Annotated in this window: 10 protein-coding genes; 8 read left to right on the top strand and 2 right to left on the bottom strand. The window is 39.8% G+C overall.

The genetic code is table 11. The features are described from left to right. Window positions 1–123 precede the first annotated feature (123 nt). Both ACMUMK_RS15600 and ACMUMK_RS15595 read left to right on the top strand, forming a co-directional pair. Window positions 124–1,590 carry a methyl-accepting chemotaxis protein gene (locus ACMUMK_RS15600; protein ID WP_414702074.1) on the top strand — a complete coding sequence of 489 codons (1,467 nt, stop codon included), beginning with the start codon at window positions 124–126 and terminating at the stop codon, window positions 1,588–1,590. Continuing rightward, complete coding sequence (locus ACMUMK_RS15595; protein WP_414702073.1) at window positions 1,583–2,107, top strand: DUF6436 domain-containing protein; 525 nt, start codon at window positions 1,583–1,585, stop codon at window positions 2,105–2,107. The genes ACMUMK_RS15600 and ACMUMK_RS15595 overlap by 8 nt, the downstream gene beginning before the upstream one ends. A 9-nt stretch (window positions 2,108–2,116) precedes the next feature. On the opposite strand, the gene ACMUMK_RS15590 is transcribed toward ACMUMK_RS15595, so the two are convergent. Then, window positions 2,117–2,809 (bottom strand): Crp/Fnr family transcriptional regulator, encoded by a 693-nt coding sequence (locus tag ACMUMK_RS15590; RefSeq protein WP_414702072.1) that lies wholly within the window; start codon window positions 2,807–2,809, stop codon window positions 2,117–2,119. 106 nt (window positions 2,810–2,915) lie between these two features. Between ACMUMK_RS15590 and ACMUMK_RS15585 the strand changes: the two genes are divergently transcribed. Next, complete coding sequence (locus ACMUMK_RS15585) at window positions 2,916–3,671, top strand: class II aldolase/adducin family protein (protein WP_414702071.1); 756 nt, start codon at window positions 2,916–2,918, stop codon at window positions 3,669–3,671. 131 nt (window positions 3,672–3,802) lie between these two features. On the opposite strand, the gene ACMUMK_RS15580 is transcribed toward ACMUMK_RS15585, so the two are convergent. Next, window positions 3,803–4,579, bottom strand: a complete 777-nt coding sequence (locus ACMUMK_RS15580) for a hypothetical protein (protein WP_414702070.1) — start codon at window positions 4,577–4,579, stop codon at window positions 3,803–3,805. A 192-nt stretch (window positions 4,580–4,771) separates the two neighbouring features. On the opposite strand from ACMUMK_RS15580, the gene ACMUMK_RS15575 reads away from it, so the two are divergent. The 5 genes from ACMUMK_RS15575 to ACMUMK_RS15555 all read left to right on the top strand — a co-directional run bounded on the left by ACMUMK_RS15575 (window position 4,772) and on the right by ACMUMK_RS15555 (window position 13,288). Continuing rightward, window positions 4,772–5,899 (top strand): 4-phosphoerythronate dehydrogenase, encoded by a 1,128-nt coding sequence (locus tag ACMUMK_RS15575; RefSeq protein ID WP_414702069.1) that lies wholly within the window; start codon window positions 4,772–4,774, stop codon window positions 5,897–5,899. A gap of 57 nt (window positions 5,900–5,956) precedes the next feature. Then, a complete protein-coding gene (locus ACMUMK_RS15570) occupies window positions 5,957–6,973 on the top strand; it encodes an aspartate-semialdehyde dehydrogenase (RefSeq protein WP_414702068.1) in 1,017 nt (338 codons plus the stop codon). A gap of 423 nt (window positions 6,974–7,396) precedes the next feature. Further along, window positions 7,397–11,242, top strand: a complete 3,846-nt coding sequence (locus tag ACMUMK_RS15565; RefSeq protein ID WP_414702067.1) for a FimV/HubP family polar landmark protein — start codon at window positions 7,397–7,399, stop codon at window positions 11,240–11,242. Between the two features lie 143 nt (window positions 11,243–11,385). Beyond that, entirely contained in the window at window positions 11,386–12,027 is a 642-nt protein-coding gene (locus tag ACMUMK_RS15560) for a methylamine utilization protein (protein ID WP_414702066.1), read from the top strand. After that, entirely contained in the window at window positions 12,020–13,288 is a 1,269-nt protein-coding gene (locus tag ACMUMK_RS15555; protein WP_414702065.1) for a hypothetical protein, read from the top strand. Before ACMUMK_RS15560 ends, ACMUMK_RS15555 begins: the two co-directional genes overlap by 8 nt. The last annotated feature ends 17 nt before the right edge of the window (window positions 13,289–13,305 follow it).

Genomic DNA, 13,305 nt, shown 5'->3' with positions numbered 1-13,305 from the left:
ATAAAAGTGAATAGATGTGGTGCTCATTAAGTGATCAGTATTGTTAAGATTCATGTGTTTTTGCCGATATAAATTAACAACAGATAAGTTTTATGATTTTTAACTCTAGGGAAGTTCCGTCCAATGAAATCAACTAATACCTTGTTTACCTATTTGTTTGCAGCTCTTTTTGCTGAAAGCATACTACTCGTATTTTTTTACGGTTCTTTAATTTCTACATTAGTGATTGCAATTCCTGCATTGCTAGTGCCTTTATATTTCCATCGTGTGTTACCTGAAGCGACTATAACAAAGCACGTTACTGCTATTGCAACTATGGTGTTTGTTGCTTTGCACATACATCAAACGGGAGGGCTAATAGAAGTTCACTTTGAGATTTTTATTCTCATGGCACTGTTAATTATTTATAAAGATTGGCGTGTGTTTGTGACCTCTGTCGTAGCAATAGCGGTTCATCATCTTTCATTTTATTTTTTACAATTGAATGATGTAGGCGTGTTTATTTTTGATGAGGACAGATTAGCATTTACCACAGTTCTGATTCATGCGGTGTATGCCATAGCAGAAGCCCTTATTGCAGGTTACATGGCTAACCTCATGGCTAAAGAGAGTAAAGTTGGAGAGGAATTAGCCTTTGTGGCCAAGGATTTAATGGCTGATGAAAACTCCATCAATCTTAATGTAAAAACAGATGCTGGAAATAGCCCAACACTTCATTCTTTTAATGAATTACTCGGGCTGCTGTTTTCAATTATATCGAATGTCAAAGAACAGGTAGTCGAGTTGAATACCAACTCTAATAAGTTAATTAAAACCAAAGGTGATTTAGATAGTTCATCCGCTCAGCGTCAATTAGAGACAGATGTGATTGCGACTTCTGCTGAAGAAATGGCGGTGACTGTGGCTTCGATATCTAAAGAAACTAGTCACCTGAGTACTCAAATGCAAGAAGCTAACGAGTACACTAATGCAGCAAGTGAAGACATATTAATAATCAATGAGCGAAATAAAACACTTACTGAGGCCCTAGAGAAAACTAACGAGCAAGTTAATGAGCTTGCCAACTCAACCGAAGCAATAGCGACGGTATTGTCAGAAATTGCAAGTATTGCTGAGCAAACTAACTTATTGGCACTTAATGCCGCCATTGAAGCCGCCAGAGCGGGAGAGCAGGGTAGAGGGTTTGCCGTTGTGGCAGACGAAGTTAGAGCATTAGCTACTCGAACCAAAAGTAGTACCAGTAAAGTTGAAGGTACATTGACTCTATTGAAAGGGTACTCGACTTCAACCACTACCTCTATGACTAATAGTATTGATATTGTTCAATCTGTAATTGAGTCTGCAAACAAAGCACAAGAGCAAATTGTTAGTGCTAAAAATATAGTGGAAAGTGCTAGTGGCATATCCATGAACGTGGCGGCAGCAGTAGAGCAACAAGCCGTTGCTACTGATGATATTGCTAAAAGTGCAGAAAGGCTCAGAAGTACAGTTCAACTAGATTCACAAAGGGTTGCTTTATTAGGAACTGAAGCTGTGAAGGTAAGTGAAATCGCTGGTGGTTTAGAAAACAGTACGGCTCGCTTTGAATAGTAAGACAAGAAAACGTCATTTTATTTTTGTATTTTTATGGCTGGGATTTACGGTACTAGCCTTTGCATTTTTCTCTAAGCAAAGGTTAGTAAACTTTGATAATGAGAACACTTTATTAGATATAGACTACGTGCAACTTGGCCATTATTTGCAACGGTATTCTTCTCCCGATAATAATGGTTTAGCTAGTAGTGTTATTCACTTTTCAAAACCAGGCTGTGAATGCCAGCAGTTTAGTGAGTCTCATATTGAAGATATCAACAAGCTGGCTTTAGGTAGCCAGTTTAAGATTCAAAATGTAGTTTTAGACCATGATGAGATCATTCCTGCGGTCCCTTCTGTAGCCATAATAGACCCAACCGGAGAAGTTATTTACTTTGGCCCATATGGGCAAGGGTTAGGATGTTCTCAAACCACCGGCTTTGCTCAAACTATGTTAAGTAATTTTCTTAAAGGGTTTGCTGCAAATATTGTCATTCGAGAAGCAAAAGGGTGTTACTGCTCGCTACAGGCATAACATTAAGGTTTAAACTAGACTCGACTCTTCTAGTTTTGCTGGGTCGAGTATTACTATATAACCGTAATGCACTTCTAAAATTTGCTCCACTTGCAAGGCTTGCAGTATTTTATTTATGGTTTGCCGAGAGCTATTAATTAGTTGGGCAAGGGAGTCTTGAGAGATCATAAGTTTGTTGCCAGCACTTTGTTGTGACTGTTGTTGTATTCCTTTATGCATCAGACTTAAGCGTTTACACAACAAGCCTTTTAACGATAGGCACCCAGTTTCATCAATAAGAGAAAATGTAGAGCGTACTCTTTGACATAACAATTCAGTGATAGCTTGCTGCCAACTTGGGTATTGTTGTCGCATCAGTTGAAAGTCTTTGTTGGATAGTTTTAAGATGCTTGTTGCTCCCTCTGCATGGGCATCATGGGTACGAGGAAGGCCGTCAATTAGCGATATTTCACCAAACCAACTGCTAGGTAAAATCCAAGTAAGTACTAATTCCTTACCTTCTAGTGTGAAATTACTTACCCGTATTCGCCCATTTAATACGCAGTGAAACCCGTCTGCAACATCATTCTTTTTATGTAAAAGTTGTTTGTCTTTTAGATGTTTTATTTTGCTTCTGTTTACTAGGGTATCCGCTAGTTCTGATGGTAAAGATGCGAACCAAGGATTTTGAATGAGAACATCATAAATTTCATTTTGCTGCATAACCCACCAGAGTATCTTTAACCTTTAGAATGTCAATTGCGCGACAGTTTACATAGTAAACCTTAGCTTATCTTAGTGCTATCGATATGCAAATGAGAGATACAAAATGACAAATTCAATTCAAGCCCAAGTGACAAAAGAAGAGTGGCAAGCTCGTGTTGATTTAGCCGCCTGTTATCGAGCTGTTGCTATGTATGGATGGGATGATTTGGTGTTTACGCATATTTCAGCAAGAGTACCCGGGCCTGAGCATCACTTTTTGATAAATCCTTACGGTATGATGTTTGAAGAAGTGACCGCGTCAAGCCTTGTCAAAATTGACTTGCAGGGTAATAAAGTTATGGAGTCTGATTATGATATCAATCCTGCCGGTTTTACTATCCATAGCGCTGTACATGAAGCTAGAGACGACGCTAAATGTGTCATGCATTTACACACCCTTGCCGGTATTGCGGTATCAACCTCTAAAAGAGGCTTATTGCCTTTGAGTCAGCAGTCCTTGTTTGCACTATCTTCATTGTCTTACCATGACTATGAAGGAGTCGCCCTTAACCCTGATGAAAAAGCACGGTTGGTGGCTGATTTGGGTGAAACCCATTTCATGATATTGAAAAACCATGGTTTATTAACCTGTGCAGAAACCATTGCTGATGCTTTTTTGTATATGTATTTATTGGAATGTTCTTGTCAAATTCAGTTAAAGGCACAAGCAAGTGGTGAAAGTTTGCAGCAGATACCCAAAGACATTTTAGCGGGAATTCAAGCCCAAGCTAAACAGGTAACGCGCTCTGCAGGTGGTGCGTTAGCCTGGCCAGGTATTTTACGTAAATTACAACGTACTAACCCAGGATACGACCAGTAATATAGGTACTAGCTAAAGTATCAAGCTGGTATTTTTCAAGCTTTAAATGGGCGACTAATTCTATGTAGGTAAATGTGGCAAGCAAAATGAGGCGTTTAAACTCAAAGCTTGCCGTTAATTTATTAGGTAAGTTAGTTTGCTTTGAGGGCTTTTTTAGCGTGTTTTCGGATTTTTGAATGTATGGATTTATCTTTGATGATTTTATTCAATAATGGTGAGTATTTTTCTTTGTCCACCTTGGCTAAAGCTTTGCAATACCAAGCTAGCATATCTACATGTAATTTGTTTTCTGCATGATGAGCTTGTAGTTCTAATTGTGCTGCCATCCACTCAAGTACACTCGCATCTGTGCTGCCGATTCTATGGATATCTTCGGCCCCATAGCGACTCATTTTTCTATCGTCACTTTGCAGTAAATTTAATGTTCGCTTAGTTTGTAAACTTTGGTTTTCAAGGAGTGAGTCGTAATTTTGCATGATAGTGTTTCGTTTCTGGTAGAAACTAATGTTTTTCATTGATTCGTGAGCTCTATTTCGGACATTTCGATTTGAGCTTGCTTCTAGGATTGAATTTAATGTCACCCAATATTCAGAGTTGCCAGAAGAGGCTAAGGCCATAATGAGTATTTTGACTTGATTTACACTTTGGTCATCTGGTTTTTTTATTTCAAGAAGTTGCTGATGTTTTTTCTTGAGGATTTCAGCTACTTTTTCAAACAAGCGTTTGTCACTTAGGCCACTGAACCTAATAGTATTGGCTAGATCATAAAGCTCATCATCTTCAGCATTTATTAGTTTACTTATGTAACTATCTATTTCTTGGGTTTGTCTGCTTGTTAAATCATCTGCCAACAAAGTTGTTGAAAATAAAGATAGTAAAATGGCAAAAGCAAAGCTGCGTAGATTCATGGATTTTCCTTTTTATAAGACGAGTCTATTACCCGAATACAAAGATTATATTCATTGAAGGTTATCATTTATTGGTTAACTGCATCGCTTAATTTGCATAGAGGTTTCTGTTTATTAATTAAGTTAAACAATTGGGTAAAAGGCGTTTTGTCATGTCATAATCTTAAAAATTGAAATCATTAGAGCCAAATTATGAAAATTTATTACGAAGACAGTATGCCCTATGCAACTGAGTTTTTTGCTGAGCTAGGTGAGTGTCAGGTGTTTTCTCATAAGACTATTGATGCAGATACCCTAATCGATGCAGATGTTCTACTGACTCGTTCTACCACTAAGGTTAATCAAGCTTTACTTGAGAAAAATGACAGATTGCAGTTTGTTGGCACGGCAACCGCTGGTACTGATCATGTTGATAAAGCTTATTTAGCATCAAAGGGCATTCCTTTTACTTCAGCAGGTGGCTGTAATGCCGTCGCGGTTGCCGAATATGTGCTTAGCGCCATTTTTGTCATGGCTGAGCGACTAAACTGGCAAGTTGCAGATAAGACTGTGGGAATTGTGGGTGCTGGCCATGTGGGAACTGTCCTCTCTAATGTTTTAAGTGTGCTTGGTATTCAGCACAAGCTGTGTGATCCGCCCCTGAAAGATGCAGGAGATCCCCGTGAAATGGTAACAATGGATGATATTATGAGCTGCGATGTCATCAGTTTACATGTACCGTTTGTGGCCGATGGGCCATATCCTACCTTGGATTTATTTGGTGCAGCCAGGCTGTCACAACTCAGCGAGAAGCAACTCCTAATCAATGCCTGTCGTGGTGAAGTCATAAATAATAAAGAAGCATTAGCGCTATTTAAACAAGGTAAGAAATTGAATCTCGTGTTAGATGTATGGGACAAAGAGCCCAATATTGAAACCGAGCTGGTTCCTTATACAGCGTTAGCCACTGCTCATATTGCTGGGCATACTATTGAAGGTAAAGCTCGGGGTACAGAAATGTTATATTTTGCACTGTGTAAGCAGCTTGGAGTAAAGCCTACTAAACAATTATCTGACTATTTACCCATTGCTGCCAATAGTCAAAAATCATTGCCTGACACTGAAAATTTTTGGGATGTGATTAAGTATTTGGTGCTAGATGTGTATGATATTTCTGTTGATGATAAGCATTTTAAAGAGAAACATGATGGTGCCGAATCATTTAGATATATCCGAAAGCACTATCCTATAAGAAGAGAGTTTTCTGCAATGACGGTAAATGCTGGAAATTCTGTTCATTCAAAGGCAATCTACGGCCTTGGTTTTTTAGCACCGAACTAAGTGCTAGAAAAACTGTATATAAACTATTTATTTTAATTTTTTAGGAGTATTAGAACCATGTCTCGGGCCTTTGATGTCGCAGTGTTGGGCGCTACTGGATTAGTAGGACAACATATGATCGAAATTCTTGAACAGAGAAATTTTCCGATCAACAAACTTTATCCATTAGCCAGTGCTCGTTCAGCAGGTGGAAAGGTGACCTTCAAGGGAAAAGAGATTACCGTTCTAAATGCCGATGAGTTTGATTGGAGCCAAGTGCAACTTGGGTTTTTCTCTGCTGGTGGCAGTGTATCTGAAAAGTTTGCACCTATCGCGGCTGAAGCAGGGTGTGTAGTGATAGATAACACTTCGCAATTTCGTTACGAACCAGATATTCCCTTGGTTGTTCCAGAAGTTAACGGTCATGCTTTAGCAGATTTCCGTAACCGCAATATCATAGCCAATCCAAATTGCTCAACTATTCAAATGATGGTTGCATTGAAACCTATTCATGATGCTGTTGGTATAGAACGTATTAACGTGTCTACATATCAATCAGTATCTGGTGGTGGTAAATCAGCAATAGACGAGCTAGCTCATCAAACTGCCGCTTTATTGAGTGGTAAAGAAGCGAAGCCAGAAGCTTTTAGCCGTCAAATCGCCTTTAATGTTATTCCACAAATTGATGTGTTTTTAGATAATGATTACACCAAAGAAGAAATGAAAATGGTGTGGGAAACTAAAAAGATAATGGGCGATGAGTCGATTTTGGTTAATGCGACTGCAGTTCGTGTTCCTGTATTTTATGGTCACGGTGAAGCGATTCACTTAGAAACACGTTCTCCTATTGATGCAGAGGAAGTTAAAAACCTTCTAGAGCAAGCGCCTGGCGTAGTTCTATACCGAGATAGAGAAGAATTTCCTACTCAAGTTAGCAGTGCAAGCGGAAATGATGAGACCCATGTTGGCCGTGTTAGGAATGATATTTCTCATCCTAATGGCATTAATTTATGGGTTGTTTCTGACAACGTTCGTAAAGGTGCAGCTACTAATAGTGTGCAAATTGCAGAAGCATTAATTAAAGATTATATGTAATTTTAGCTACTGCTAAAAATTACCTGTGAGGGTCATACCAGTTCTGGTTGTTCTGGCCCTCATGATCACTGAAAATCTGCCGATGACTGAATACCTACTTTATTTTTATAAATGTGTTTGGTCATTGCTTTTATCTTTTCAAAAATTGAGCAATCTAGATCAAACCATGCATCTGGTTTATAGTTGTGGCTGATTTAGGTGTATATTTCGATCTTGGAATACGAATTGCTAATCTCAACAACTAGGCCTGTTTTAAGACAATAAAATGACTATGGGTAGAACTACATAAGTTGTTAAATTGTAAGAAATAAACCCTTTTGATAAAGAGGGACTAAAGACTTATATGGCTAGTAAGCATTTAGTGTTAATTTGTACCACAACATATAATTAAAAAATTAATATCATTGAGCAAGAAGGAACCATATGAATTTGCGACTAGGTGCATTGTCACTTTTGATATTGCTGAACTTCATGGCAGCTACCTATGCTGCAGACTTCGAACAAGTTAAGCTCAGAGGTCCTAAAGAGTCTACTGCACACCTTTCTGGCGTAGTCTATGGCCCTATAGAATCCACAGATACTTTGTGGCAAATCGCGCAACGTTACCGAACTAATTCTGACCACTCTATTTATCAAATCATGCTTGCCATTTATGAGTTAAATGAAGGGGCATTCGAAAGACAGAATATTAACCTTTTACGAGATGGGGCAATGTTACATATGCCTTCGCAAAGGTATTTATCTCGGGTTGATAAAGAACAAGCTAAACGAAGATCTGAACAGGATGATAAAAAGCTCAATGCTGCAACCACTGCATCAGAACTTCCTAAAGATAAACAACCTGTAAGTGCAGAAGCACTCGATCAAACAAAAGAGATAATTGAGAAAAAACTCGGGGCGATGGATGAGGAACAAACTCGCCAGTTTATGGAGATTAGGAAGCAGTTTGCCGAATCTATTAGTAACGTACAAAGTATTCTCGATGAAAATCAAAAGCTATTCGAGCGCCTTGATAAAGTTAACTCTGACATTGATGAGATAAGAAGCCAGGAAGAAGGCAAAGCCCAGCAAATGGAAGTCATGGGGCAAAGTATAGAAGAACTGCTAGCGAAAGCCCGTCAGGCAGAGTTAGATCGTGAAGCCCAGTTACAAGCATCACAAAAGTCATGGTTTGATGAACCATTAAATCTTATTTTAAGTTCTGTGTTGTTTGTTTTTATTACCTTGGTAGGGATTGCTATATGGTTAATAAAGCGCAAGAGCAATGTACCTGAAGGTGAAGTAGACGATGAATTAGAAAATCTACCTTTGGATATCCATGCAGCAGAAATGGATGATTTATCCGATGCCCTTAGTGCAGAGTTAGAAAGTGACGCAGACGATGAACTAGACGACGATAACCTATTTGGTGATGACGATATCTTAGATGATGTCCTAGCAGAGGAACTAGAGGAGTCTTTGGATGATTCTCTAGACGATATTATTGATGAGTCCTTAAGTGATGATACTGAAAATGTATTTGATGATTTAGGTGATGACGTACTAGATGATGATTTTGAAGTTGGCTCAGATACAGTGGCTCAAGAAGACTTAGATAGCTTATTCGACACCGATGAAGAGTTGCTAACTGAAGTTAGTGAAGTAGATGATTTATTAAGTGAAGAAACCACTGATGATCTAGATGATATTACAAGTGATTTAGATGAAGAGCCGACTCAAAATGATGGGGTTGAAGATCTTATAGAAGATGAGGTGTTACACGATGGCGAAGATGGGCCAGATGAAGAGGTCAGCATTGAGCCTGTGGACGATGAAAGCGAGCAGCCAGAAATCAGCATTGATGAGCTATTAGATGAGCCTGAATCTGAAGAGTTAGTGGCTGACACTTCTTTATTGGATGAGTCTGATGAACTAAACGAAGACATATTAGATAATTTAGATAAAGAAATTAATACCCAAAATGAAGAGCTTGATGCTGTTACTGGAAGCTTAATTGATGAGTTAGAACAAGTTGAGCAAATGGCTGATATGTTGGGGGATGACACCCTTGATGACACTGAAGACTCACAACTTGGGATCCAGAGCTTCGACGAATTAGCTGAAGATATTGATGATGATTTGCTGTTAGGAGACGATGCAGATTCAGAACCAGAGCTTGAAGCTGAACCAGAACTTGAAGCAGAACCAGAGCTTGAAGCCGAATCTGAGCCTGAAGCTGAATCTGAACTTGAAGCAGAACCAGAGCTTGAAGTAGAACCAGAACTTGAAGCAGAGCCAGAACTTGAAGCTGAGCTAGAGCCTGAAGCAGAGCCAGAACTTGAAGCTGAGCCAGAGCCTGAATCTGAGCCGGAACTTGAAGCTGAACCAGAACTTGAAGCAGAGCCAGAACTTGAAGCTGAGCTAGAGCCTGAAGCAGAGCCAGAACCTGAAGCAGAGCCAGAAGCTGAACTAGAGCCTGAAGCTGAGCCGGAACTTGAAGCTGAACCAGAACTTGAAGCTGAACCAGAACTTGAAACTGAGCTAGAGCCTGAAGCTGAGCCGGAACTTGAAGCTGAGCTAGAGCCTGAAGCTGAGCCGGAACTTGAAGCTGAGCTAGAGCCTGAAGCTGAGCCGGAACTTGAAGCTGAACCAGAGCCAGAAGTTGAACCAGAGCCAGAAGCTGAACTAGAGCCTGAAGCTGAGCCGGAACTTGAAGCTGAACCAGAACTTGAAGCTGAACCAGAACTTGAAGCTGAACCAGAACTTGAAGCAGAGCCAGAGCTCGAAGCTGAGCTAGAGCCTGAAGCAGAGCCAGAACTTGAAACAGAGCCAGAACTTGAAACAGAGCCAGAACTTGAAGCCGAACCAGAACTTGAAGCTGAACCAGAACTTGAAGCTGAACCAGAACTTGAAGCTGAACCAGAACTTGAAGCTGAGCTAGAGCCTGAAGCAGAGCTAGAGCCTGAATTAGAGCCTGAAGCTGAACCAGAACTTGAAGCTGAGCCAGAACTTGAAGCTGAGCCGGAACTTGAAGCCGAACCAGAACTTGAAGCTGAACCAGAGCTTGAAGCCGAACCAGAACTTGAAGCTGAACCAGAGCTTGAAGCTGAACCAGAGCTTGAAGCTGAGCCAGAACTTGAAGCTGAGCCAGAACTTGAAGCTGAGCCAGAACTTGAAGCTGAGCTAGAGCCTGAAGCTGAGCCGGAACTTGAAGCTGAGCCAGAACTTGAAATTGAGTCAGAACTTGAAGCTGAGCCAGAACTTGAAACTGAGCTAGAGCTTGAAGCTGAGCTAGAGCCTGAAGCAGAGCTAGAGCCTGAAGTTGAACCAGAGCTTGAAGCCGAGCTAGAGCCTGAAGTAGAGCCTGAAACTGAACCAGAACTAGAGTCAGATCTTGAATTAGAGCAAGCCCTAGAGAGAGAGCTTCAGGAGCACGACTCTTCCGATGAAGACTTGTTCGAGCAAGCTCTTGAAGATTTTGAAAATGAAGAGTTGGATGAAGTCTTGGAAGACCTAACTTCAAATGAGAACGCTTCTATTAGTTCCCTTGATGAGCTGGAATTTTCAGCAGCGGCAGATGATTTTATGGAACATTCTGAGCCGTCAATAGAAAAGGCTCTAGAGGACTCACTCAATGACTTGCCTGATCTAAACGATATTGCATCAAATACCGATTTTGACGACTCTATCTTGGAGGAGGCTTTAGAAGATGAGCATGACTTACCTTCTGAAGTGGAAAATAGTGAACTAGCGGATATGCCAGGGTTAGGTGATTGGTTGACTGAAGATGATGAGCCAAGTGCGACTACAGCAACCGATGATAGTCTAGCCATGGGCGAACTTGATGATTCTAGTTTTGATGAAATGTTAGAAGCCTTGGATAAAGATAGCGATGATGATCTAGGTTTTGATATCCCAGCTTTATTAGATGAGTCTTCAAGCCCAGTTGACACGCCTACCGAAGATGTAGACACTCAATTAGATGAAGAAGAGGAAGACTTTTTAGATGTAGAGTCTTTACTTAATGATAGTGTTAATGCTGAATCTGAAGAGCTGACGGAAAACGATTTTGATTTAGACATAGAGCTTGAACCCTTTGTTTCTGAGGAAGATAATCTAGAAATGATTGATGTTGATGCAGATGATGGATTAGGGGCTAAACTAGATTTAGTTCAAGCATATATTGAAATTGGTGAGAATGACTCTGCCAAAGAGTTAATAGATGATGTTATTGCGAACGGCTCTGCTAAACAGGTCGAGGAAGCAAAAAGATTGTTAGATACTCTTTAATATTTTTTAACTAAATACAGTAATTGTTGAATGGATTTTCTGAAATTTCCTGTCTTTATAACTTATCGGTTTAAACGTTTTGCTTAGAGCACTCTAAACAAGACGTTTGAAACATTAATGATTAGTCAAAATTGGATGGTCTCGTGAAAGTTTCTACTCTTGTTTTTAGTTTGTTTTTGAGTACTGGTGTTTTTAGTAAAGACGTATCGGTTTCGGTGGTAAGTAATGAAAATATCGCTATTCCTAATGTTGTGGTTACCCTCAAGCCCAAAATAACTAAGCAGTATAACGACCCAAGCGATCTAGCCATTATGGATCAAGTGGACACCCAGTTTCTGCCTCATATCTTAATTGTCCAAAAAAACAGCAAGGTTGTTTTTCCAAACTCTGACTCTATTAAGCACCATGTTTATTCGTTTTCATCGGCTAAAACATTTGAGTTGCAACTTTACAAAGATTTGCAGGCTGAGCCTTTGCTTTTCTCTAATCCTGGAGTTGTTGAGTTAGGGTGTAATATTCATGATTGGATGCTTGGCTATATTTTTGTAGCTGATACGCCGTATTTTGCAAAAACAAATTCACAAGGGAAAGTAAGCTTAGATGTTCCTGACGGTGAATATTCCGTACAAGTGTGGAGTCCAAGGTTTCAAGAAGAAAGCGACGTTTTATCTATCGATATGACAACTCAAGTGCAAGATAGCATTGAGGTCAAGTTGGTAAATTCACTGCTGCCAGATCTAAGTGAGTTTGAAGAAGGTAACGACGACTTTTCTGATTATGAATAAGTTAACCTTGAAGCAAAACTGGTTTTTGCTGTTAGTTAAAGGTCTATTATTTATACCCAAACGTATTTGTTTTCTATTTCTTTGGGCTTGTGCATCAAATGCTTTTGCCATAGAAATTGAAGGTGTTATTCAGGCAAATTTTGTTATTGCTGATGACCAAGCCTCTTGGTTTGAACAGGATACTGGGATTTTAGCGTATTCTGAAAACGGCCTGAATATTCAACAAGCTTTGGTTAAAGTGTCTGATAACTATTCAAATGGTGTCAGTTTTGATTTAGTCGCTAACTATTATCAACTTGGTTCTCAAAAGTTAGGGATTTCCCAAGGGCAAGTGGCGTATAAACCGCTAAGCAATAGCAAAATAAGATGGCGTGCTAGAGCTGGTTTTTTTTATCCTAAAATGTCCCTTGAGAATGTTGATACAGGCTGGATATCCCCCTTTACTTATACCCAATCAGCCATTAATAGCTGGATTGGCGAAGAGCTACGTATTGCTGGTGCTGAGTTCACTGTATTTAGCCCTGGCCGTAGTAGAAGGAGCCCTTTGTCATGGGAGCTTCACGGTGCAGTGTTTAAAGGGAACGACCCACTAGGAACCGTTATCAGTTGGCGTGGTTTTGCGCTGCATGATAGGCAAAGCCTAAATAATGATTCAGTTCCTTTTGCTATCTATCCTTCAGTGGCTCAAGAAGATTTGATCTTTCATCCAAATTACGTTGAGCCTTATCATGAGTTAGACGGTAGGCTAGGGTATTATGTTGGCGCTCATTTAGATTATTTTAAGCAATCTAATTTGCGTTATTATTTTTATGATAATCAAGCCGACCCTCTAGTTGTTAACTCTCAGCGACTTTATGCGTGGCGCACTAAGTTTCATTCTTTAGCCTTACAACATAAATTTACACCTAATACTCGTGTCATTGCTCAGTGGATGTCTGGAAGCTCAAATATGGGACAAAGATTTGTCTATATCAATTTTGATGCTTGGTACATTATGCTTAGCCATAAACATAAGGCCCATAGGTTCTCAGCTAGGTTTGACGACTTCCAAGTTAGAGAAGATGATATGTTTCCTTGGGATCCCAATAATAGTGACGGCAAGGCTATAACTTTAGCCTGGCGCTATGATTTAAATAAGCACTGGCAGTTAGGTATAGAACAACACTTTAATGAAAATGCTGCAGATATAAGAGCAACCATTGGCCAAGAGATTAGTATTGATCAACAGCAAAGCTTGGCTGTGTTGCAATATCGTTGGTGATGTATTTTTTGATGTAA

This window comes from Paraglaciecola sp. 2405UD69-4 (assembly GCF_047525415.1).
Taxonomy (GTDB): domain Bacteria; phylum Pseudomonadota; class Gammaproteobacteria; order Enterobacterales; family Alteromonadaceae; genus Paraglaciecola.
Note: the sequence above shows the minus strand (reverse complement) of the source record. Positions and strands in the feature narration are given on the sequence as shown.